Source organism: Citrobacter sp. Cf088 (assembly GCF_030334295.1).
In the GTDB taxonomy this organism is placed as follows: domain Bacteria; phylum Pseudomonadota; class Gammaproteobacteria; order Enterobacterales; family Enterobacteriaceae; genus Citrobacter; species Citrobacter freundii.
In genome coordinates, this window is record NZ_JAOWEE010000057.1 from 458,824 (window position 1) to 481,738 (window position 22,915).

The 22,915-nt window shown below is 52.4% G+C and carries 23 protein-coding genes; 15 read left to right on the forward strand and 8 right to left on the reverse strand.

The window, feature by feature from the left end:
* Window positions 1-7: 7 nt before the first annotated feature.
* Together tsgA and OGV71_RS23195 are read left to right on the forward strand one after the other, a co-directional pair.
* Window positions 8-1,171: an MFS transporter TsgA gene (tsgA, locus tag OGV71_RS23190; RefSeq protein WP_003035944.1), complete on the forward strand. Its 1,164-nt coding sequence runs from the start codon at window positions 8-10 to the stop codon at window positions 1,169-1,171.
* 86 nt (window positions 1,172-1,257) lie between these two features.
* Window positions 1,258-2,091: an outer membrane protein OmpK gene (locus OGV71_RS23195; RefSeq protein ID WP_003035947.1), complete on the forward strand. Its 834-nt coding sequence runs from the start codon at window positions 1,258-1,260 to the stop codon at window positions 2,089-2,091.
* A gap of 44 nt (window positions 2,092-2,135) precedes the next feature.
* Here the strand turns inward: OGV71_RS23195 and OGV71_RS23200 are convergent, their stop codons facing one another.
* The 4 genes from OGV71_RS23200 to dsbA form a co-directional block, all read right to left on the reverse strand.
* A complete protein-coding gene (locus tag OGV71_RS23200; protein ID WP_060854602.1) occupies window positions 2,136-2,822 on the reverse strand; it encodes a Crp/Fnr family transcriptional regulator in 687 nt (228 codons plus the stop codon).
* A 122-nt stretch (window positions 2,823-2,944) separates the two neighbouring features.
* Window positions 2,945-3,238 carry a chaperone modulator CbpM gene (gene cbpM / locus OGV71_RS23205; RefSeq protein ID WP_003035954.1) on the reverse strand — a complete coding sequence of 98 codons (294 nt, stop codon included), beginning with the start codon at window positions 3,236-3,238 and terminating at the stop codon, window positions 2,945-2,947.
* Window positions 3,238-4,158, reverse strand: a complete 921-nt coding sequence (gene cbpA, locus OGV71_RS23210) for a curved DNA-binding protein (protein WP_003035957.1) — start codon at window positions 4,156-4,158, stop codon at window positions 3,238-3,240. Before cbpA ends, cbpM begins: the two co-directional genes overlap by 1 nt.
* Window positions 4,159-4,351: 193 nt before the next feature.
* A complete protein-coding gene (gene dsbA / locus OGV71_RS23215) occupies window positions 4,352-4,975 on the reverse strand; it encodes a thiol:disulfide interchange protein DsbA (RefSeq protein WP_003035960.1) in 624 nt (207 codons plus the stop codon).
* A 397-nt stretch (window positions 4,976-5,372) separates the two neighbouring features.
* Here dsbA and OGV71_RS23220 point away from each other — a divergent pair, with 397 nt between their 5' ends.
* The 8 genes from OGV71_RS23220 (at window position 5,373) to agp (ending at window position 12,252) form a co-directional block, all read left to right on the forward strand.
* Complete coding sequence (locus tag OGV71_RS23220) at window positions 5,373-5,777, forward strand: VOC family protein (protein ID WP_003035964.1); 405 nt, start codon at window positions 5,373-5,375, stop codon at window positions 5,775-5,777.
* 70 nt (window positions 5,778-5,847) lie between these two features.
* Window positions 5,848-6,210: a hypothetical protein gene (locus OGV71_RS23225; RefSeq protein ID WP_003836824.1), complete on the forward strand. Its 363-nt coding sequence runs from the start codon at window positions 5,848-5,850 to the stop codon at window positions 6,208-6,210.
* 48 nt (window positions 6,211-6,258) lie between these two features.
* Window positions 6,259-8,139, forward strand: coding sequence for a cytochrome c biogenesis protein CcdA (locus OGV71_RS23230; protein WP_204583770.1), 1,881 nt, complete (start codon window positions 6,259-6,261; stop codon window positions 8,137-8,139).
* Window positions 8,136-8,759: a DsbA family protein gene (locus OGV71_RS23235; RefSeq protein ID WP_003035975.1), complete on the forward strand. Its 624-nt coding sequence runs from the start codon at window positions 8,136-8,138 to the stop codon at window positions 8,757-8,759. Before OGV71_RS23230 ends, OGV71_RS23235 begins: the two co-directional genes overlap by 4 nt.
* Window positions 8,749-9,255 (forward strand): protein disulfide oxidoreductase, encoded by a 507-nt coding sequence (locus OGV71_RS23240; protein WP_204583768.1) that lies wholly within the window; start codon window positions 8,749-8,751, stop codon window positions 9,253-9,255. The genes OGV71_RS23235 and OGV71_RS23240 overlap by 11 nt, the downstream gene beginning before the upstream one ends.
* A 135-nt stretch (window positions 9,256-9,390) precedes the next feature.
* Window positions 9,391-10,146, forward strand: a complete 756-nt coding sequence (locus tag OGV71_RS23245; protein WP_071697322.1) for a sulfite exporter TauE/SafE family protein — start codon at window positions 9,391-9,393, stop codon at window positions 10,144-10,146.
* 69 nt (window positions 10,147-10,215) lie between these two features.
* Window positions 10,216-10,923, forward strand: a complete 708-nt coding sequence (locus tag OGV71_RS23250) for an ArsR/SmtB family transcription factor (protein ID WP_048216636.1) — start codon at window positions 10,216-10,218, stop codon at window positions 10,921-10,923.
* A gap of 87 nt (window positions 10,924-11,010) precedes the next feature.
* Entirely contained in the window at window positions 11,011-12,252 is a 1,242-nt protein-coding gene (gene agp, locus OGV71_RS23255; protein WP_044700724.1) for a bifunctional glucose-1-phosphatase/inositol phosphatase, read from the forward strand.
* 37 nt (window positions 12,253-12,289) lie between these two features.
* Here agp and OGV71_RS23260 read toward each other — a convergent pair whose 3' ends face one another.
* Both OGV71_RS23260 and wrbA read right to left on the reverse strand, forming a co-directional pair.
* Window positions 12,290-12,517 carry a YccJ family protein gene (locus OGV71_RS23260; RefSeq protein WP_003036015.1) on the reverse strand — a complete coding sequence of 76 codons (228 nt, stop codon included), beginning with the start codon at window positions 12,515-12,517 and terminating at the stop codon, window positions 12,290-12,292.
* 20 nt (window positions 12,518-12,537) lie between these two features.
* On the reverse strand, window positions 12,538-13,134 hold the full coding sequence (wrbA, locus tag OGV71_RS23265) for an NAD(P)H:quinone oxidoreductase (protein ID WP_003832057.1): 597 nt from the start codon (window positions 13,132-13,134) through the stop codon (window positions 12,538-12,540).
* A 386-nt stretch (window positions 13,135-13,520) separates the two neighbouring features.
* Here wrbA and OGV71_RS23270 point away from each other — a divergent pair, with 386 nt between their 5' ends.
* From OGV71_RS23270 to rutR, 3 genes are all read left to right on the forward strand, one after another.
* Entirely contained in the window at window positions 13,521-13,694 is a 174-nt protein-coding gene (locus tag OGV71_RS23270) for a con-10 family general stress protein (RefSeq protein WP_003036022.1), read from the forward strand.
* Between the two features lie 161 nt (window positions 13,695-13,855).
* A complete protein-coding gene (locus OGV71_RS23275) occupies window positions 13,856-14,770 on the forward strand; it encodes a DMT family transporter (protein ID WP_204583766.1) in 915 nt (304 codons plus the stop codon).
* 58 nt (window positions 14,771-14,828) lie between these two features.
* Window positions 14,829-15,467 (forward strand): HTH-type transcriptional regulator RutR, encoded by a 639-nt coding sequence (gene rutR, locus OGV71_RS23280; RefSeq protein WP_003036026.1) that lies wholly within the window; start codon window positions 14,829-14,831, stop codon window positions 15,465-15,467.
* Here the strand turns inward: rutR and OGV71_RS23285 are convergent.
* The gene (locus OGV71_RS23285) at window positions 15,464-15,859 is read right to left on the reverse strand and encodes a lysozyme inhibitor LprI family protein (protein ID WP_003836811.1); all 396 of its coding nucleotides are present in this window, start codon (window positions 15,857-15,859) and stop codon (window positions 15,464-15,466) included. The genes rutR and OGV71_RS23285 overlap by 4 nt on opposite strands.
* Window positions 15,860-15,918: 59 nt before the next feature.
* On the reverse strand, window positions 15,919-19,881 hold the full coding sequence (gene putA, locus OGV71_RS23290; protein ID WP_204583764.1) for a trifunctional transcriptional regulator/proline dehydrogenase/L-glutamate gamma-semialdehyde dehydrogenase: 3,963 nt from the start codon (window positions 19,879-19,881) through the stop codon (window positions 15,919-15,921).
* A 422-nt stretch (window positions 19,882-20,303) separates the two neighbouring features.
* Here putA and putP point away from each other — a divergent pair, with 422 nt between their 5' ends.
* Both putP and efeU read left to right on the forward strand, forming a co-directional pair.
* Window positions 20,304-21,812 carry a sodium/proline symporter PutP gene (putP, locus tag OGV71_RS23295; RefSeq protein ID WP_032942939.1) on the forward strand — a complete coding sequence of 503 codons (1,509 nt, stop codon included), beginning with the start codon at window positions 20,304-20,306 and terminating at the stop codon, window positions 21,810-21,812.
* 212 nt (window positions 21,813-22,024) lie between these two features.
* Window positions 22,025-22,858, forward strand: coding sequence for an iron uptake transporter permease EfeU (gene efeU, locus OGV71_RS23300; protein ID WP_003036041.1), 834 nt, complete (start codon window positions 22,025-22,027; stop codon window positions 22,856-22,858).
* Window positions 22,859-22,915: the final 57 nt, after the last annotated feature.

Here is a 22,915-nt window from a genome sequence, read left to right on the forward strand (position 1 = left end):
TCATTATATGAAGAATAAAATAGCACTTACACTGATTAGTTTTCTGGCAAATTTTATTATGGCGGGGTTTGCCAGTCAGTTTGGAATGCTGATTGAACCGATTGCGGTACGTTACAGTGCTGATGTGAATACCGTTGCCTCGATATTTTCGCTGCTTAACGGTGGGGCATTAGCCGGGACCATCGCCGCCTTTTTCCTGATAGAAAAAATTGGCGTCAAGCGAATGACGTTTATTATCTATTCGATAGTGTTCCTTTGTTCGCTGGCAATGCACTTAAGCCCCGGCTTATGGCCGGTGATGGTTGCCATGACTTTGGTGGGCTTTTGCGGTGGGATTGGCCTGTGTGTGGCAGGAACGATTGTCGTTTCGGTATGGCAGGATCGCATTCAAAGTACAATGTTGGTGGTACAAGACGCCACCTTTAACGTCGCAGGCGTGGTTTTTCCGCTGATCACCACCTACGCCCTGACGCACAATATGTCATGGAGTTACAGCTATCTAAGTGTTGGCATGGTAGCCTTACTTACGTTAGGTGTGGTGGCGCTCACTCGTTTTACTGCCTGTGAAACCGCGTCTGCGGAAGATCGGACAGACGCGGTGAAGTCTGAGTGGAACCCAGGGATTATTAGCGGAGGTATTGGTCTGTTCTTAGGTATGCTGGCGCTGTATACCTTCCTGACCTGGGCACCATTATTTGTGAAGAACAAATTTGGCATTCCATTTGAAGAAGCCGGTAATATTATTACGCAATACTGGGGAGCGGCGTTGGTTGGGGCGCTAGTATCAACTGTCATTGTTTCTCGAGTGAGGATACATTATTTCCTGTTGAGTATTATTTTTCTCGCTTGCGTTATTACGACCATTATTGTAACGAAAGACAACATCTCGGGGCTTGATTATCTGGCTTATAGTTACGGATTCGTCTGTGCGGCGCTGTATAACTCCTTTATTGCCTACGGAGTTTCATTTGTGAAGCGCGCAAGTAGTCAGAATGTTTCATATATTTTAATTAGCGGTAGCGCCGGGGCTATGTTTAGTCCAGCGATCAGTGCGCTAATGGAAAAAACAATGGGCTTGCAGAAAATTATGTACGCAATACCAGTATTATATTTAATAATCTTTATCATGTTGATGGGTACATTAAAACTTAAACGTAACAAAGCACAGTAATAACACTTACCTCTCTAATTAGATAGTCAGTCGCCACACCATTTATTTGGTGGGGCGACACTCAACCTTGCTCAAAGGAATTGAAAATGATGAAGAATAAATCAATGATTAAAAAAACAGTTCTGGGCGCAATCGTTGCAATGAGCTGTACGCAAGCGCTTGCTGCTGATTATACCGATGGCAACGTCCGTAAAAATGATTTTAACTGGATGCAGATGAACTTAATGCAAAGTGTGGATGCGAAAGTGCCTTATGGTATTCGTAATGACACTTATCTGGAACTGGAGTTTGGGGCGCGTTCCGGAATTATCGATCTGTATGGTTATGTCGATTTCTTTGATATTTTTGACCGCAAGCAGGATGACCGGCATGGTGGCGATAACTTTTTCGCCAAGATATCCCCACGGTTTTCCCTGGATGCTATTTTTAATAAAGATTTATCCGTTGGGCCATTTAACGAATTCTATATCGCAACGGTAAATAACATTGGCGACCGGGAATTATTTGAACATTATGTCGGTCTGGGCACAGATGTTAAGGTTCCGTGGTTTGGTCTGGTGGGAATGAACATCTATGCGCATTATGTGCGTGAAAACTACGGTGCGGATAACGAAGGCAAGTGGGATGGCTACATGTTCTCGACTAACTGGTCGACGCCGTTCTATACCTTTGCCAACGGCAGCTACCTGAACTATCAGGGTTACTTTGACTATCAGTTCGCCGCTAACAAGATTGCTAATCAACCGTTATACAGCAATAACGCGATTGAATGGTATAACGGTATCTACTGGCATTCAGAGCATTATGCGGTGGGTTATGGCCTGAAGTATTTCCGCAATATGGCATTGATGGAAAATCACGGCGGAGCAGGGCGCACCACCGGACTCGGTCACTACTTCAACCTTACCTATAAATTCTGATTGCGCTGAACTGACACACCAACCTTCTCTACGGGGATGGTGTGTCAGTCAATGATGTCATTGCCGAGGAATTTACGCAGCCCATCCAGATCCTTAATTTCCAGTCCTTGCTTCGTGCGCGTTACCAGTCCGGCATCCGTCAGGGCTTTAACCGCCCGCCGATAGACCCGATCGGTGGTGCCGAACCGTTCTGCTTCCTGGTATTTTTTATGGAAACCATCCATCGGCTGTTTGTTCTGATGCTGGCGATACAGATCATACGCCACGTTATGAACGATAGGGTAGAGCATCCGGTGCAGGAAGATTTCCAGCATATCCTGATAATCAATCGCCATCGCACTGGCAAAAAATATCGCCAGTCTCGGGTGCTGGTTTAGCGCTTCTTCCAGACGCTCACAGCTGCACACCGCCACGGTCAACGGCTCTTCGGCCACGATATCAAGCTGGCAGCGATACCCGGTAAAAAACTCCATTTCACCAAATAGTTGCTCATCACATTCCATTGCGCCCAACTGAAAACGGCGACCATTTTCCGCGCTGTAACGCAGGGAAATTCTGCCTGATTGCACCATGATAAGTCGATCGACTACCTGTCCCTGGCGATAGAGATACTCATCTTCGTGGATCATCTGCGTTTCAGAGAGCAGTTCCTGGAATATCTTCTCAATTAAGGCATCATCTTGCTGCCAGATATTGTGAAAACGACCTTTTGTGAGGGGCTTAAGCTGCATGGCTCAACGTCTTATTGTTTGAGATAATTCTTATCGCTGACTGTATGCCATCTACTGCTTAATGTCATTAAGAGCAGGTTTCGGGACAATAAAAGGGCCAGCACCATGCTGGCCCTGACGCACTAAGGATGGCTGATAAAACGGGACAGCCGCTGGCGCAGCAGGCGGTTTTCCTGACGCAGCTGCGCGTTCTCTTCCAGCAACGTCAATGCAACGGCAATCCCTGGCCAGTCAAGTTCCAGCTCCTGACGCAGGCGCACCGCGCGACGCATTACGGTCAGCGCATGATCGTCAAACGTCTCGTCTTCGTAGGGTTCTATCACCCCTAAGCCGACAACCTCATGCAGTTCTTCTTCTGACACACCGGTGTACAGACAAAATTCGGTAATGGTAAAAGTGACGGTAACGTTAGCCATTATGCTTTCCCCCACTCTTTGCGCGGATCAAAGGTCTTTTGTGCATCCGCCAGTTGTTGCCACAGGGCGGCACTGGTGTCGTCAGGTTTCGGTGGCATGACGATCTTGATCACCGCATACAAATCGCCGGTATGTTTTTTACTTACCAGACCCTTGCCTTTGATGCGTAGCCGCTGACCGGCCTGGCTGCCTGCAGGAATGGTCAGCAGAATGCTCTCTTTCAGCGTCGGAACGGTTACTTTCGCACCCAGCGCAGCTTCCCACGGCGCCAGAGGAACGACAACTTCCAGATCCTGATTAACGATATCGAACAGCGGATGCGGCGCAATATGAATCACCAGCCACAAATCACCGTTCGGCCCACCGTTTTCGCCGGGCGTACCCTGACCTTTCAGACGGATACGCTGACCGTTACCGACGCCAGCCGGAATTTTCACGTTCAGTGTTTTAGGAATTTCTCGTTCTACCATGCCAAACGCATTGTAGACTGGCAGGTTGTAACTGATAGTGCGGCTATGCTCAGTAAGCGTTTCTTCCAGGAACACCGCAACTTCTATTTCGATGTCGTGCCCGCGGCTGGCAGGGCGCTGGCGCGACTGGTGCGCACGCTGACCAAAAATGGAGGAGAAGATATCGTCGAAATCTTCGGCGCTGTAGCTTTGCCCCTCTCCTTGCTGGAATTGACGGCTGAACTGAGGGTCGTTGCGATGCTGCCACAGTTGGTCGTACTCGGCTCGTCGCTGTTCATCACTCAGGACTTCCCAGGCTTCAGCAACCTCTTTAAAACGGGCCTCAGCGTCAGTCTCTTTGCTGACATCAGGATGGTATTTACGGGCGAGTCGACGATAGGCGGTCTTGATTGTCTTGAGATCGTCTGTCGGTTTCACGCCCATAATGGCGTAATAATCCTTTAATTCCATAGCGTTCTCTCGTGTAAATCAACACTTGAAGAAGGTGTACCCCGACAACAGGTAACACCGCTAAGTTTAGGGTAATCCTGATAACGGCGAATGCCAACCGGGAAGAAAGGATATTGGACTAAATGATGTGATTACGCACCACCAACAGCGCTTTTGACTGTTGTGTGGTGCGAAAAGTGAGATTAGCGAAACGTCAGGATTTGGTGATCAGATAGCGAACCGTATCCGCGTAGCTCTTCACAAAAGAGTTTAGGTCGTCAGATTTCAGTCCTTTTGGATTGATCATATATTTACCGTTGATAAAAATGGCGGGCACACCGGTTAAATCTACCGCTTTAGCCATTTCTTGTTGTTTCGCGGTCAGGGATTTCACGGCAAAACTGTTCCAGGCGGCATCATAATCACTGGCGCTGACGCCCGCGCTGATAAATACGTTACGAATATCATCCGCTGTTTTAACGGTTTGTTTTTTCTGAACGGCATCAAAAAGCAACGGTTTAACTTTATCTTGTACGTTTAACAGCATGGCGACGGACCAGGCGTGCGTCATGTCTTGCCCCAGCGGACCTAAAAAGTCGACGTGGTATTCGGTGAGTTTGACATCAGCAGGCAGTACTTTTTTCACGTTGTCCGTGATTTCAAAAACTTCATCGTACTGATAACAGGAAGGGCAGTAAAATGAGAAAAACTTCAGTGCAGCTGGGGCGGAAGCGACGGGTTTTTCCAGGGTGATATACTCTTTACCGTCGGTAAATGATGCTGCCTGAGCGCTAACTGTAAAAAGTAACCCAATCAGGGGTAATAAATATTTTTTCATTTTCATATACTCTAAATAACATTTGATAAACAAATTATCTGCTAATGAATACGTTATTCATTGCGTCTGGATATAATAAGGAAATCCCCTGAAAATGCGCTGACCCTTACTTTCATTTACGCATCAGTACGTAGCGGGCATTATTTGTGTGCTGACATTGAAATATTCTCTGGCATTCTTCGTAAATAGTGAATGATAACTTTCGTGATATTTTCGGGGGTGTTTTTAGCAATGTTATAGTGTAATAAACAAAGACGAAAATATGATTAATTATCATTTCGCTTTTAAAGCGTGAATGGCAAGGTATTTCGCTAAGTATTTGCAAATACCCCTGTAGATTGTCTTTTTCTTGTCGCGCGTGAATGAATAGGGTAAGTGTCAGAGATGAGCAACCCAAATGGATATCACTATGATCGACCACCTGGATCACCTGGTACTAACCACCAATCATGAAGAGGCTTGCGTTCGTTTTTATGTCGAGCTTTTAGGCATGAGGTTGGAAACTTTCGCACAAGGTCGGAAAGCCTTCGTCTTTGGCAATCAGAAAATCAATCTCCATATTCGGGGAAAAGAGTTTGAACCTAAAGCCTACGCGCCAACGCCGGGGGCGCTGGATTTGTGTTTTATCACCACGCGTACCCTGGAAGAGGTGACAGAGACGTTTCAAACCCACGGAGTCGAGATTATTGAAGGGCCCGTTGCACGAACCGGTGCGACAGGACCGATTCGCTCGGTTTATGTCAGGGATCCCGATCTCAATCTGATTGAAATCGCGGTATATCCAGCAGATGCCAGGACATAACTTTACAGCGCAAAGGTTGCCAAAAACCGGCGAGTGGTTAAGATAACTCGCATCAATGAGTGAGGGTATAATGGCGAAACGTCAACGGATGGGATGGTGGTTCCTCTGTCTGGCATGTGTTGTGGTGATGGTTTGCACCGCACAACGCATGGCGGGTCTGCACGCGTTGCAGATGGATACCGCCGTTACAAGCGTTGTCGCCAGCGCACAAGTGCAGGCCGATGAGGCCTCACCCGTTACCCCTTGTGAACTGAGCGCGAAGTCATTACTGGCTGCGCCACCCGTACTGTTTGAAGGTGCTATTCTGGTGCTGTGCCTGCTGCTGTCGTTGCTGGCGCCAGTGCGGGCGTTTCGTCTACCTTTTTTCCCACCGCGAGCCATCTCGCCGCCCACTCTCCGGGTGCATCTCCGATTTTGCGTCTTCCGTGAATGACAGAACAGCCGTTGCTGACTGTTAGATAATTATTCACGGAGAAAAACTATGATGACTGTTTTCAGGCAGACACTGCTCTGTCTGTTATTGCTATGGCTGCCCGTATCCTGGGCGGCTGAACCCGGCTGGCTGCGTTCGCCCGATAACGATCACGCCAGCGTGCGGTTACGCGCTGATACGTCCGCTGGCGGTGAAACCCGTCTGTTGTTGGATGTCAAACTGGAGGACGGCTGGAAAACCTACTGGCGTTCTCCGGGCGAGGGGGGCGTTGCGCCTGCTATCGCCTGGAAAGAGGAAATGCCTGCGGTCGACTGGTTCTGGCCAACCCCAGCTCGTTTTGAGGTCGCCAATATCACTACCCAGGGGTATCACGATAAGGTGACGTTCCCGATGGTGGTGCGAGGTAGAGCGCCCGCCACGCTCAGCGGCGTTTTGACGCTATCCACCTGTAGCAACGTTTGCCTGTTGACGGATTTTCCTTTTTCCGTAACGCCCACAGCCCAGGACCCGACTTTTGCACATGACTATGCTCAGGCGATGGGACAGATCCCACTTGCCAGAGGCCTGACCGATGCTCTGAGCGCCGGCGCACGGGCGGGAGAGTTAGTCGTCGAGGCTCACCGTGCGGGAGGCTGGACTGCACCAGGGCTGTATCTGGATGCTGTTGATGATGCGGATTTTGGCATGCCGCAAATCCATGTTGAGGGGGAGACATTACGCGCCACGGTACCTGTACATGACGGTTGGGGAGAAGGCGCGCCGGATCTGCGTGGTAAGTCAGTCACCCTGGTGCTGGCAGATAACGGTGTTGCCCAGGAAAGTCGTCTTGCGATTGGCGAAGCCCCGGTTGTTGAGAACGCCTCACTCCCACTGTGGCAAGTGGTGCTAATGGCGCTGCTGGGCGGTTTGATCCTCAATCTGATGCCCTGTGTGTTACCGGTTCTGGGCATGAAGCTGGGCTCGATTTTGCTGGTCGAGGAAAAAAGTCGTCGCCAGGTCCGTCGTCAGTTCCTCGCATCGGTAGCCGGAATACTTGTCTCATTTATGGCTCTGGCTCTATTGATGACGGTGCTGCGTTTAACCAATCAGGCGCTTGGCTGGGGGATCCAGTTTCAGAATCCATGGTTCATTGGCGTGATGGTACTGGTGATGCTGACGTTCAGCGCCAGCCTGTTCGGGTGGTTTGAATTCCGACTCCCTTCTGCGATGACTACCACGCTGGCGACTCACGGCGGCAACGGTCTGTCGGGACATTTCTGGCAAGGCGCATTTGCGACGCTGCTTGCTACGCCGTGCAGTGCCCCGTTCCTTGGAACGGCGGTGGCGGTGGCATTGACCGCTTCGCTGCCGACATTGTGGGGATTGTTTATCGCACTTGGGCTGGGAATGAGCTTACCGTGGCTGCTGGTGGCTCTGCGTCCCGGTCTGGCGCTGCGTTTGCCGCGGCCAGGACGCTGGATGAATATGTTGCGGCGTCTGCTCGGCGTGATGATGCTGGGTTCCGCTATCTGGCTTGCGACGTTGCTGCTCCCGCATTTCGGGTTCGTAGGGCAAAGCACCGGCAAAGAGAGCGTGAACTGGCAACCGCTAAGCGAGCAAGCTATTGAGGATGCGCTGGCGCAACATAAGCGCGTGTTCATTGACGTCACGGCAGACTGGTGCATCACCTGTAAGGTAAACAAGTTCAACGTCTTGCATAAAGATGACGTACAGGCCGCATTGCAACAGCCGGATGTGGTGGCGCTGCGCGGCGACTGGACACTCCCTTCTGAAGCCATTACCGAATTTCTAAAAAAACGCGGCCAGGTTGCTGTGCCGTATAACCAAATTTATGGCCCCGGTCTGTCGGAAGGCCAGGCATTACCCACGTTGTTAACCCGTGATGCGGTACTGCAAACGTTGAATGATGCCAAAGGAGTTACCCCATGAAGATGATGATTGTTCTACTGTTAACCCTGTTTTCTGCCGTCAGTATCGCGAAAGAACCTGCGCCGTTTACCCCGGAACAGGAAAAGCAAATTGAAGCATTAATTCAGGAAGCCCTGTTTAACGATCCCAACAGCCCGCGGATTGGCGCGAAGCAGGCGAAACTGACCCTGATAAACTTCACCGATTACAACTGCCCATACTGCAAGCAGTTGGATCCAATGCTGGAAAAAATTGTGCAGAAATATCCTGACGTGGCGGTAGTGATCAAACCGTTGCCGTTTAAAGGTGAAAGCTCGGAACTGGCGGCGCGGACCGTGTTGACCACCTGGCATCAGCATCCGCAGCAGTTTCTGGCGCTACATGAAAAACTGATGCAGAAGAAGGGCTACCATACCGATGTCAGTATCAAACAGGCGCAGGAAAAAGCGGGGGCCAGTCCGGTGACGCTGGACGCCCAAAGTGCTGAAACGCTGAGCACTAACCTGCAACTGGCGCGACTGGTGGGTGTACAGGGAACCCCCGCAACGATCATTGGCGATGAACTTATTCCCGGTGCGGTGCCGTGGGAAACGCTTGAGGAAGTGGTAAAAGAAAAACTGGCGGCGGCCAATGCTCAGTAAACTGCGCCGCTGGCTGCGCGAAGGGCTGATCTTACTGGCTCTGTTGGCGGGGGCGATGCTGCTGATGGATGGCTGGCGTGCGCCGCAGCTCCCTGCCTCTTTTGACAGTACGCCTTTACAAACGTTGGATGGTGAAACCGTCACGCTGGCGGCGCTCAGCAAAGACCAGCCAGTGTTGCTTTATTTCTGGGCGAGCTGGTGCGGCGTATGCCGCTTCACGACGCCGGAAGTCGACAGGCTGCGTTCGGAAGGGGAAAATGTGATGACCATTGCGTTACGCTCCGGAAATGAAGCTGAGGTATCTCGCTGGCTGTTGCGTAAAGGCGTGGAATTTCCGGTCATCAATGATGCGAACGGGGTTATTTCCCGCAGTTGGGCGATTAGCGTCACGCCCACGCTGGTGGTGATGTCAGAAGGTCGGGTGGTGTCAACCACCAGCGGCTGGACCAGCTACTGGGGCATGAAGCTTCGGCTGTGGTGGGCGAAAATATTCTGATATTTGTGCCGGGGGAACCCGGCATTTTTTTATGGCGTCGCCTTCCTCTGGAAGGCATATTTCGTTGCCTGACGAAGCAAGCACAGTGATTAACGTCCAGAATCAGTCATCTTCTCTTTTCCAGGAAAGTGCAACATGACGAGTTCTTTAGCGTTTGGACCCGCTCTGGTGATGATGATTGCCGCCACATTTGTCCTCGCCGGGATGGTGAAAGGCGTTACGGGTATGGGGTTGCCCACCGTGGCGATGGGGATCCTCGGATCGCTTATTTCACCGGTTGCGGCGGCGGCTATGCTGCTATTGCCTTCGCTGATAAGCAATTTGTTCCAGTTTGGCGGTGGTGGAAATACACGCCAATTACTCAAACGACTGTGGCCAATGCTGCTGACAGTGGTAGTGGCGACTCTGCTTGCCAGCGCCTGGATTACCGGGGGCGACACCACCCGAACTCAGTTTGCGCTTGGCGTGGCGCTGGTGGCTTACGCTATCTGGACGCTGGCAGGAAAGAAAATTGCGGTGGCCCCGCAGCGTGAAAAACCGTACTCCCTCGTCATTGGATTTGTGACCGGCTTATTGACCGGCGGAACCGGGGTGTTTGTGATGCCCGCCGTACCCTGGATCCAGTCCCTGGGCTTTGAGAAAGATGAACTGGTACAGGCGCTCGGGATCTCTTTTACCTTTTCGACCCTGGCATTGGCGCTGGGTCTGTGGTGGCATAACGCGCTGCCCGTACAATCCCTAAGCTTGTCGGCTTTGGCCATTGTTCCTGCACTTATTGGCCAGTGGATAGGAACCCGTGTGCGAAGGGTTATTTCTCCGCTCGTGTTTAAACGCTGTTTTCTGTTTTGTCTGGTCGGGTTGGGTACAGAGATGATGCTGCGTGCTGTGTGACCGGTTCGGTGACTTTGCGCGACTTTCATGGCATCGTTAATTCAGAGATTCAGGGGCAATGAGGTCGTTATGGCATCCGTGATGTTACATGAAGAAGAGGGCGATCTGGAGTCGAAAATGGCACTCTCTGCGGCAGTGATGGCCGATAAATCGCGCTCGCGTATGCTGTGCGCCCTGATGGATGGCCGCGCCTGGACTGCAACTGAGCTCAGCGCGGTGGCGGATATATCCGCGTCGACCGCCAGCGCGCATCTGGCGCGTCTGTGCGAACAACGCTTTGTTGTGGCGCTTGCGCAGGGCAGACATCGTTATTTTCGCCTTGCAGGTTCCGATATCGCTGAACTGCTGGAACGCCTGATGGGCGTTGCGTGGGCGACATCAACGCCCCGGAGAATCACAACGCCGCCAGGTTTGCGGCATGCCCGCACCTGCTACGACCATCTCGCCGGAGAGGTCGCGGTGAGGTTGTTTGATACGTTGGTTTCCCGTCAGTGGTTAACGCCGGATGGTGAAACGCTGACTCCTCCTGGCCAGGAAAAGCTGGCCCAGATGGGGATTGTCCTGGCGGCGGGTTCATCCCGGCGGAAGTTAACCTGCGGTTGTCTGGACTGGAGCGAGCGACGTTATCATCCTGGTGGTGTGCTTGGCGCAACGCTGTTGCGCTGGTTCAGTGAACAGCGATGGATAAAAACCGAACAGGGCAGCCGCCACGTCATCTTCACACCTCTTGGCATTCGTAAACTCGAAACCGAGTTTGGTGTTAAAACGACACGCTAGATGGTCTGTTTTGCGAAAGCGTTCCCGGAAATATGTCATATTTCTGTCACACTCTGTTGTGATTGATAACAACAAGAGGTCGTAGGGATGAATAAATCGTTAATCGCCGCAGCCGTGGCAGGGGCTGTATTATTGTCAACCGCCGCGCAAGCGCAGACCGCGCCGGAAGGGTATCAGCTTCAACAAGTATTGATGATGAGTCGGCATAACTTACGTGCACCTTTAGCCAATAATGGCAGCGTTCTTGAACAGTCCACCCCCAAGCAATGGCCAGAGTGGGATGTCCCCGGCGGACAACTCACCACCAAAGGCGGTGTGCTGGAAATCTATATGGGTCACTACATGCGAGAGTGGCTGGCAGAGCAGGGGATGGTGAAATCGGGCGAATGTCCGGCACCGGATACGGTTTATACCTATGCTAACAGCCTGCAGCGCACTGTTGCTACGGCGCAGTTCTTTGTCACCGGCGCTTTCCCTGGTTGCGATGTTCCGGTCCATCATCAGGAAAAAATGGGCACCATGGATCCCACCTTTAATCCGGTGATCACCGATGATTCCGCCACCTTCAGCCAGCAGGCCGTTCAGGCCATGGAGAAAGAGCGTAGTAAAATGCAGCTCAACGATAGCTATCAGTTGCTTGAGCAAATGACCGACTACAAAGACTCTCCATCCTGTAAAGAAAAACAGCAGTGTTCCCTGACCGATGCCAAAGATACGTTCAGCGCGAAATACCAGCAGGAGCCAGGCGTATCGGGGCCGCTGAAGGTGGGGAATTCGCTGGTCGATGCCTTCACGCTGCAGTATTACGAAGGCTTCCCGATGGACAAGGTTGCCTGGGGCGAGATTAAATCGGATCAGCAGTGGAAGGTTCTGTCGAAGCTGAAAAATGGCTATCAGGACAGCCTGTTCACCTCCCCGGAAGTGGCGCAGAACGTCGCCAAACCTCTGGTGAAATATATTGATAATGCGCTGGTTACGGAACGCGCGAAAGCACCGAAAATAACCGTGCTGGTGGGACATGACTCAAACATCGCTTCGCTGCTCACCGCGCTGGATTTCAAACCATACCAGCTTCACGCTCAGAACGAGCGTACACCGATTGGCGGGAAGATTGTCTTCCAGCGCTGGCATGACAGCAACGCAAATCGTGATCTGATGAAAATCGAGTATGTGTATCAGAGCTCGCTGCAGTTGCGTAATGCAGACGTTCTGACGCTGAAATCCCCAGCGCAGCGCGTAACGCTTGAGCTGAAAGGATGTCCGATAGATGCGGATGGTTTTTGCCCGATAGATAAGTTCGACAGCGTGCTGAATGAGGCGGCTAAATAAAAGAAAACTCCCCCGTGTTCGCGGGGGAGTCTGAGCGCTAGACGTTTTTACGTTCGATAGTCTGTTCACCCCAAAAGAGCGAATCTTTGTCTGTTTTTTCAAAGGCTTTGATGAGTACCTCATCGCTACCTTCTTCCCAAATTTTTTCCGCCAGTTTCTCGTCATAATGTGCGACTTCAAAAATGGCTTCGGCTATTTCCGGCGATGTATTGCGCAGACTTGCCCATTCGCCGACGCGATGGGCTTTCGCTTCTTGAGTTGGCATTCGAATCCTCCTGTTGAAGATTAGCCGTTGAGTTTTACTGCCAGACCTGCGACATATTCACCCTGATAGCGGGCGATAGATAATTCTTCCTGACTTGGCTGGCGGGAGCCGTCGCCTCCGGCAATGGTGGTTGCACCGTAAGGGGTACCGCCGCGAACTTGAGAGACATCAAACAGCTCTTGCGCCGCGTAACCGATAGGCACAATCACCATCCCATGGTGGGCAAGCGTAGTCCAGGTTGAGGTAATGGTTTGTTCCTGACCGCCGCCGGTTCCCGTTGAGCTGAATACACTGGCGAGTTTGCCGTACAGACCACCAGAGGCCCACAGCCCGCCAGTCTGGTCGAGGAAGGTACGCATCTGACCGGACATATTGCCAAAGCGCGTGGGGGTACCAAAAATGATGGCGTCGTAATCAGCCAGTTCTTGCGGGGTTGCGACTGGTGCGTTTTGTGTTTTGCCGCCAGCCTTAAGGAAAATCTCAGGCTGCATGGTCTCTGGTACGCGCTTAATAATCACTTCCGCGCCATCTACCTTATTTGCGCCTTCTGCGACTGCATGGGCCATAGTTTCAATGTGTCCGTACATGGAATAATAAAGCACCAGAACTTTTGCCATTTTACACTACTCCTCGAGTTAACCGTGTCCGTAGCGACTCGCTACCTACCTTTAAAGATATGACGTACTGTCAGGAGTGCAAATTTCACAATCACTTCTTTGATTTATAACAATTTTTATAACAACCTGCTTTGTAGCAAAATGATACATATTTAACCGGGTTGAATTCGGTAGTCATAAGAAAGACTTATTGATTTCTTAGGGTGATTATTTCTTTGGCACTCCTGATCCTGTTGCAGGATATTACAGTTAGCGTCTGCCCAGTCCACGCTTCACTATGCTTAATCCCACGCAGTTATTTTCAGGGCCTCGCCCGTAACGCTGCGTGAGGTATCACTCCTCAGTACCTATGCAATATGATGTCTAATCAATGACGGAGGTCAGTAATGGCAAACCATCGGGGCGGTTCCGGCAACTTTGCGGAAGACCGCGAAAGAGCATCAGAAGCAGGTCGAAAAGGTGGCCAGCACAGCGGGGGCAACTTTAAGAATGACCCGCAACGCGCTTCAGAGGCAGGCAAAAAAGGGGGCAAAAATAGCCACGGCAACAATAAATCGTAATTGTCGGGCTATCTGTCAGATATGTCGTGACGCCTGAGCGTCAGAGACAGACGTTACGTAGCCACCGCCGCCGGATCCTTCCGGCGGTTTTTTTTGTCTGCAAGGTTGAACTGTAACAAAACGCAACGCAGACTAATGACATTCAGTTAATCGGGTGTCTCATGTCATTACTCTCTCGTTATTCCTTTTCTGTTAAACCTCAGGAAGCGATCCTCATTGTGATCACCATGTTTTGGGGTGGCACGTTTCTGGCGGTGCAATATGCCGTTACCCTGAGCGGGCCTTTTTTCTTTGTCGGTGTGCGTTTTGCCACTGCCGCACTGGCGGTCGCGCTTTTGTCGTTACACACACTGCATAAGTTGACATGGCTGGAAGTCAAAGCAGGGGTGGCAATCGGTATCGCCATTGCGCTGGGTTATAGCCTGCAAACCTGGGGGCTACAGTTTATTCCCAGCAGTAAATCGGCGTTTATTACCGCGATGTACGTTCCGTTGGTACCGCTTTTACAATGGCTGTGTCTGGGGCGCATGCCTGGACTGATGCCGTGCGTCGGTATTGTACTGGCCTTTATCGGATTGATTTTTCTTGCCGGACCGGGAGGCAATTTACTGGCTTTAGGCGAAGGTGAGTGGATCACGCTCGCCGGTGCGGTGGCGATTGCGGCAGAAATTATCCTGATTAGCGCGTGGGCGGGAAAAGTTGATGTACGGCGGGTAACGGTAGTGCAACTGGCAACTGCTTCAATAGTGGCGTTTATTGCGATGAGACCAGCCGGAGAGACCGTACCGCCAATGTCTACCGGATTGCTGGTGGTGGCGCTGGGGCTGGGGATTTTCAGCGCGATTATTCAGGTCACCATGAACTGGGCGCAGCGTAGCGTTTCGCCGACGCGCGCGACGGTTATTTATACCGGTGAGCCAGTGTGGGCGGGAATCTTTGGCCGTCTGGCGGGTGAACGCTTACCGCTACTTGCATTGCTTGGCGCGGCATTCATTATTGTTGGCGTGCTGGTCAGCGAGCTGAAGTTCAAAAAGAAAAAAGCGCAGCCGCAAGAGGCGCCTCCGGAATCGCTTTAATTTAACCATTCACCGCGTGATTTGGTATGCTGACGCCCTCACAAGAAGGAGAGGGCGCATGGTCCAACGCGCAGAGAAAAAAACAGGTAAGCGTTCGCAGGCCGTCAGTGCAAAACGCCAGGCCATATTAACCGCGGCATTAAATATCTTCTCCCAATATGGGATCCACGGCACGCGCCTGGAGCAGGTGGCAGAGCAGGCGGGTGTGTCAAAAACCAATTTACTTTATTACTACCCGTCAAAAGAGGTGCTTTATATCGCCGTTTTACGGCAGATCCTCGACATCTGGCTGGCTCCATTGAAAGCTTTTCGCGAAGACTTTGCGCCGCTGGTAGCCATTAAAGAATACATTCGCCTTAAGCTGGAAGTGTCGCGCGATTACCCTCAGGCATCACGGCTGTTTTGTATGGAGATGCTGGCCGGAGCGCCTTTATTGATGGCTGAATTGGAGGGGGATCTTAAAACGCTAATTGATGAGAAATCCGCGCTGATTGCCGGTTGGATCAAAAGCGGAAAACTGGCTCCGGTCGATCCGCATCATCTGATTTTTATGATTTGGGCTTCAACTCAGCACTACGCCGACTTTGCCCCACAGGTAGAGGCGGTGACGGGCGCAACGCTGCGTGATGAAGCCTTTTTTAACCAAACGGTCGAGAGCGTACAGCGGATGATTATTGAAGGGATCCGCGTGCGTTAACTGGCCGGTGGTAGTGGGCAGCTTAAATCGCCTTCTTCACACTGCAAGAGCGAGGCGAGAAACGCTTCGCGCTCGTTGGTCTTATCTGTCAGGCACTGGCTGGTAATCATCGCCTGAACGCTACCGCCTTCGGTGCCAGAACTGAGTAATGCACAGTCCGCATCGCGCAAAGTTATCCAGGATATTTGCGCTTTTTTCAGTAAATCGCGCTGGGTTGGAGCGGCGCGCTTCAGCGCATTCTGATAAGTTTCATTAAGTTTGGCGTCGGCCGCCTTATACTGCTCTGCCGCACAGGTGTTCATCTCAATCTGCGTGTTCGCGTTGGCGCAGTCATCCGCCAGCGCCTGGCCGCTCAGCAGCAGCGCTGCACATGTCAGTACGATTCGTTTCATGCTTCCCTCTGGCTTCATAAAAAAAGGCCCCGTTACCGGAGCCTTAATTAACCACAACCTTAGCCGATTGTCATCAGGCTGGCGTTCCCGCCGGCTGCGGCGGTGTTGACGCTCAGGGAGCGTTCAATGTACAGCCTCTCCAGCAGAATATTGCTCTCGCCACGGGCAAAGCCCTGGACCGACACAATCGCCCCTTCGCGGGCCGCCACTGCTTCACACAGTGCGCGAAGCTGATCGGAATCGCCGTGGAAAATAACGGCATCAAACGGCTGCGTGGCGATGTTGTCCGCTTTGGCAAACTGAATGCGCCCGGAGACCGCGGCTGGCAGGCGTTTTGCCAGGTCGCGATGGAACGTATCATCTGGCCACAGGATTAAGCTACCAACGGAAGTTACAGCGGCAACCTGTACCAGTGCGTCCTGTTCATCATCGGCGATACATAGAACGCGTTCACGCGGCAACAGCGTCCAGGTATTGCGCTCGCCGGTGGGGCCTGGCAGCAGGCGTTGCGTTCCGGCCTGCGCCAGTTCGCCAAACTGCTGGCAGAGCGCACGCAGTGCTGGACGGTCGGTTGCCCATTCGCTGAGCGCTTCCAGCGGTTGAACCAGTGCGGCTTTAAGCTGCGCATCGACCGGGTAGTCTGCATCCTGGCGGGCAAGGGTAATACCTAACGCATTTTCCGGACGGTTTGCCAGCAGGCGGTACAGATACAGCGGCCCACCCGCTTTTGGCCCGGTTCCTGACAAGCCTTCGCCACCGAATGGTTGCACGCCGACGACGGCGCCGACCATATTGCGGTTAACATACAGGTTCCCCACATGTGCTGAGCCCGTGACCTGGGCGATGGTTTCATCGATACGGGTGTGTACGCCCAGCGTCAGACCGTAGCCGGAGGCATTAATTTGCTCAATCAGGCTGCCCAGATTATTACGGGTGTAACGCACGACGTGCAGTACCGGACCAAACACCTCTTTTTGTAATTCATCGAAGCTTTCCAGCTCAATAAGCGTCGGGGCGATAAAGGTACCGGTTTGCCATTCCCGCGCATCGTCGCTATTTTCGCGCACGGCCTGGAACACCGGACGCCCTTTGGCGCGCATGGCCTGAATATGGCGCTCAATATTGGCTTTGGCTTCTTCATCGATAACCGGTCCAATATCGGTGGTCAGGCGGCCCGGGTTACCCATGCGGCATTCCGCCATCGCGCCGCGCAGCATTTTCAGCGTATGGTCGGCTACATCGTCCTGCAGACACAGGACGCGAAGCGCGGAGCAGCGCTGCCCGGCGCTGTCAAAGGCAGAAGCCAGAACGTCGACCACCACCTGTTCCGTCAGCGCGGAGGAGTCGACGATCATGGCGTTCATCCCACCGGTTTCGGCGATAAGCGGGATTGGACGTCCCTGAGCATCCAGGCGGGTCGCGATATTGCGTTGCAACAGCGTGGCAACTTCCGTTGAGCCAGTAAACATGACGCCGCGTACGCGCTCATCGGAAGTGAGCTGCGCCCCGACCGTTTCGCCCTGACCAGGCAACAGTTGCACCACGCCTGGCGGTACACCTGCTTCGAGTAAAATGGCAATACCCTGGGCGGCAATCAGCGGGGTTTGTTCCGCGGGTTTTGCCAGCACGCTGTTGCCCGCCGCCAGCGCGGCGGCAATCTGCCCTGAGAAAATAGCCAGCGGGAAGTTCCAGGGGCTGATACAGACTACCGGCCCTAACGGACGATGGGTTTCATTATCGAAGTCATCGCGGACCTGACCGGCATAATAGTGCAGGAAATCTACCGCTTCGCGCACTTCCGCAATGGCGTTACTGAAGGTTTTACCTGCTTCGCGCACCAGAATGCCAATCAATTGCTGCATCTGGCCTTCCATTAGAACGGCGGCGCGATGCAAAATAGCGGCGCGCTCTTGTGGCGGTGTGGCGAACCATATCGGCGCGTTATTTACCGCATTCTGCAATGCCTGTTCCACTTCGCTGTGAGTCGCTTCTCGCACGTAACCGACAATGTCTTTCGGTTCGGCCGGGTTGACGACTGGCGTCATTTCACCGTCAGCAACCGGATGTTCGAGTATTGGCTTAGCGTGCCATTTTTGCAGCGCACTGTTGAGCAGGGCGGAGGAAAGTGAGGCCAGACGATGTTCGTTAGCTAAATCCAGCCCGCCTGAGTTTTCGCGGCCTTTACCGTACAGGTCACGCGGCAGGGCAATCTTCGGATGTGGCAGACCAGCCTGGCCTTCCTGCTGCGCCAGTTTTTCAACGGCTTCGACCGGGCAGGCTACCAGTTCATCCAGCGGCAGGGTAGTGTCTGCAATGCGGTTGACGAATGAAGTGTTGGCGCCGTTTTCCAGCAGACGACGTACCAGATACGCAAGCAGCGTTTCATGCGTGCCTACCGGTGCATAAATGCGGCATGGACGGTTCAGTTTGCCATCGGCAACTTTACCGGTGACCTGCTCATATAGCGGTTCGCCCATACCGTGCAGGCACTGGAACTCGTACTGACCCGGATAGTAGTTTTGACCGGCTAACTGATAAATCGCCGCCAATGTATGGGCGTTGTGGGTGGCGAACTGCGGGTAGATCAGATTCGGTACCGCAAGCAGCTTTTTCGCACAGGCCAGATAGGAAACGTCGGTGTACACCTTACGGGTATAGACCGGATAACCTTCCAGACCGTCCATTTGCGCACGTTTGATTTCGCTATCCCAGTAGGCGCCCTTAACCAGGCGGATCATCAGGCGACGGCGGCTGCGCGTGGCGAGGTCAATTAGGTAGTCGATAACAAACGGGCAGCGCTTCTGGTAGGCTTGAATAACAAAGCCGATACCGTTCCAGCCCGCCAGTTCAGGTTCAAAACACAGTTTTTCCAGCAGATCGAGGGAGATCTCCAGTCGGTCTGCCTCTTCAGCATCGATATTGATACCGATGTCGTACTGGCGGGCCAGCAGAGTAAGCGACTTCAGACGCGGATAGAGTTCATCCATCACGCGGTCATACTGCGCGCGGCTATAACGCGGATGCAACGCCGACAGCTTGATAGAAATGCCCGGCCCTTCATAGATGCCGCGACCATTTGAGGCTTTACCAATGGCGTGGATTGCCTGTTGGTACGAAACCATATAAGCCTGGGCATCAGCGGCGGTTAGAGCCGCTTCACCCAGCATGTCATAAGAGTAGCGGAAACCTTTTTCTTCCAGTTTACGCGCGTTAGCCAGCGCTTCGGCGATAGTCTCTCCGGTGACGAACTGCTCGCCCATCAAGCGCATTGCCATGTCGACGCCTTTACGCACCAGTGGTTCACCGCTCTTGCCGATAATACGGTTGAGTGAGCGTGAAAGGCTGGCTTCATTATGCGTAGAAACCAGACGACCGGTAAACAACAGCCCCCAGGTCGCCGCGTTGACGAAAAGTGACGGACTGCGTCCAATGTGCGACTGCCAGTTGCCGTTGCTGATTTTGTCGCGGATTAACGCATCGCGGGTTGCCTTATCAGGAATACGCAGCAAGGCTTCCGCCAGACACATCAGTGCGACGCCTTCCTGTGAAGAAAGGGAGAATTCCTGCAATAAACCTTGTACCATCCCGGCGCGGCCGCTAGCGGTCTTCTGGTTACGCAGTTTGTCGGCCAGGCTGTACGCCAGCTTGTGCGCTTGCTCAGCGATGGGTTGCGGCAGACGAGCCTGCTCCATCAGCATCGGCACTGCGTCGGTTTCGGCGCGGCGGTACGCGGCGGTGATTGCTGCGCGGGAAACTGACTGCGGCAGGATCTGTTCGGCAAATTCCAGGAAAGGCTGATGCGCTTCATTCTGCGGCGTGGTTGACTCCTCACCCTCATTCGCGGCACCCGCCAGCAGGGCCGGTAGTTCAGGAAGCGCGTCGTCATTTTCCAGTCTTTCGAGATAATTAAAGATGGCTTGTTTGATCAGCCAATGTGGCGTGCGATCGATTCGTGATGCTGCTGTTTTAATACGCTCGCGAGTGGCGTCATCCAGCTTAACCCCCATCGTGGTGGTTCCCATGCCGTTTACTCCTGTTGTACTGAAATACGGGTCTGATAGTTACCGAGAAATATCCACTATGTTGCAACTTTGTGCAACCGTGTTAAATGTGACTTGGTTTGCAAGCTTGGAAATGAATGAGATGTTAATAAATATGAGTCTTGTGATGTGGGCTGTAAAAATTACAGAATCTTTTTCTCTGCGGTAGTTAACACTTTTAAAAGGTGCAACCGAAAAAAATGTGAGAGAGTGCAACCTACAGAAAAATGCTATCTACTCTGGATCAAATTTGATGTAAATGGTGTGTTAAATCGATTGTGAATAACCATCGCTTCCGGCAGGATACGGTCGCCCTGGTCAACATAGATATCTTTGCCACGTTCCGGCAGGGTAATAAAACGGCAAGCCACGGCATTGCTGATACATAATTTTGGAGAGTTTTGATGGCTATTAGCACACCGATGTTAGTGACATTCTGTGTCTATATTTTCGGCATGATATTGATAGGGTTTATTGCATGGCGTTCAACCAAAAACTTTGACGATTACATTCTGGGGGGACGCAGTCTGGGTCCGTTCGTGACCGCGTTATCCGCTGGGGCATCTGACATGAGCGGCTGGTTGCTGATGGGTCTGCCTGGCGCAATTTTTCTGTCGGGCATTTCAGAAAGCTGGATCGCCATCGGCCTTATCTTGGGCGCCTGGATCAACTGGAAGCTGGTGGCCGGACGTTTACGCGTACACACCGAATACAATAACAATGCGCTGACGTTACCGGATTACTTTACCGGTCGCTTTGAAGATAAAAGCCGAATTCTACGTATTATCTCCGCGCTGGTTATTCTGCTGTTTTTCACCATCTATTGTGCATCAGGGATTGTGGCAGGGGCGCGTCTGTTTGAAAGCACCTTTGGCATGAGCTACGAAACAGCACTGTGGGCGGGCGCGGCCGCGACGATCATCTATACCTTTATTGGTGGTTTCCTGGCTGTTAGCTGGACCGATACCGTCCAGGCCAGCCTGATGATCTTTGCTCTGATCCTGACACCGGTGATGGTAGTCATTGGCGTGGGTGGATTCGACGATTCGCTGGAAGTGATTAAACAAAAGAGCATTGAGAACGTGGACATGTTCAAAGGGCTGAATTTTGTTGCCATCATTTCGCTGATGGGCTGGGGTCTGGGCTACTTTGGTCAGCCGCATATTCTGGCGCGCTTTATGGCTGCAGATTCCCACCATAGCATCGTTCATGCTCGCCGCATTAGCATGGCCTGGATGATCCTGTGTCTGGCAGGTGCCGTGGCTGTGGGCTTCTTTGGTATTGCTTACTTTAACAACAACCCACAGCTTGCCGGTGCCGTTAACCAGAACGCCGAGCGTGTGTTTATTGAACTGGCGCAAATCCTGTTTAACCCGTGGATTGCCGGTATTCTGCTGTCTGCGATCCTCGCTGCGGTTATGTCGACCCTGAGCTGCCAGCTGCTGGTGTGCTCCAGCGCAATCACCGAAGATTTGTACAAAGCGTTCCTGCGTAAAAATGCCAGCCAGAAAGAGCTGGTATGGATTGGCCGCATCATGGTGCTGGTCGTGGCGCTGGTGTCTATCGCGCTGGCGGCGAACCCGGAGAACCGCGTGCTGGGTCTGGTAAGCTACGCCTGGGCGGGCTTCGGCGCGGCGTTTGGCCCGGTGGTTCTGTTCTCGGTAATGTGGTCGCGTATGACCCGCAACGGCGCGCTGGCAGGGATGATCATCGGTGCGGTGACGGTAATCGTCTGGAAGCAGTTCGCCTGGCTGGGTCTGTATGAAATCATCCCGGGCTTTGTTTTCGGCAGCATCGGTATTGTGGTCTTCAGCCTGTTGGGGAAAGCACCTTCAACTGCTATGCAGCAACGTTTTGCCGAGGCTGACGCGCATTATCACTCAGCTCCGCCATCGCGTTTACAGGCAGAATAATTTATCTCCTGTCCCTGAAGCCCGCCGTGCGCGGGCTTTTTATTGCGCCCCCGCAAACCTGCATAACCATTACCCGCCTAACTGTTTACATTAAGTCATCATTCTCAAAACATTCTGCTTGAGTTTTTCTTTGCTGTAATGATAATCACTATCACTGTAATTTACTTTTCTTTTCATCAATTGACCGAGAATAACGTTTAAGGGTTCTTCGCATGTTTGTTCCATTTCTAATTATGTTGCGCGAAGGGTTAGAGGCCGCGCTGATTGTCAGCCTGATTGCCAGCTACCTGAAACGGACTCAGCGCGGTCGATGGATTGGTGTGATGTGGATTGGTGTTCTGCTGGCGGCGGCGTTATGCCTGGCGTTAGGGATTTTCATCAACGAAACCACCGGTGAATTTCCGCAAAAAGAACAGGAGCTGTTTGAAGGTATCGTGGCGGTTATTGCCGTGGTGATCCTCACCTGGATGGTGTTCTGGATGCGTAAAGTTTCCCGCAACGTCAAAGTTCAGCTTGAACAGGCTGTCGATAACGCGTTGCAACGCGGTAATCATCACGGCTGGGCGCTGGTGATGATGGTCTTTTTTGCTGTTGCGCGAGAAGGGCTGGAATCGGTGTTCTTCCTGCTGGCGGCATTCCAGCAGGATGTAGGCATCTGGCCGCCGTTAGGCGCGATGCTGGGACTGGCTACCGCAGTGGTACTGGGATACCTGATTTACCTCGGCGGCATTCGCCTCAACCTCGGGGCATTCTTTAAATGGACCAGCCTGTTCATTTTGCTGGTAGCTGCCGGTCTTGCCGCTGGGGCGATCCGCGCTTTCCACGAAGCTGGGTTGTGGAATCATTTTCAGGATGTGGCGTTTGACCTGAGCAGTGTGCTGTCGACGCATTCGCTGTTTGGCACATTGATGGAAGGTATTTTCGGCTATCAGGAAGCGCCAAGCGTTAGTGAAGTCGCTGTCTGGTTTATCTACCTGATTCCGGCGTTGATTATGTTTGCACTACCGCCGCGTTCAGGCACTACGGCATCGCGTACCGCACCTTGATAAAAACGCGATGCAGAATACTTTTTAGTTACAACATACTTATTTATAGGGATAGGT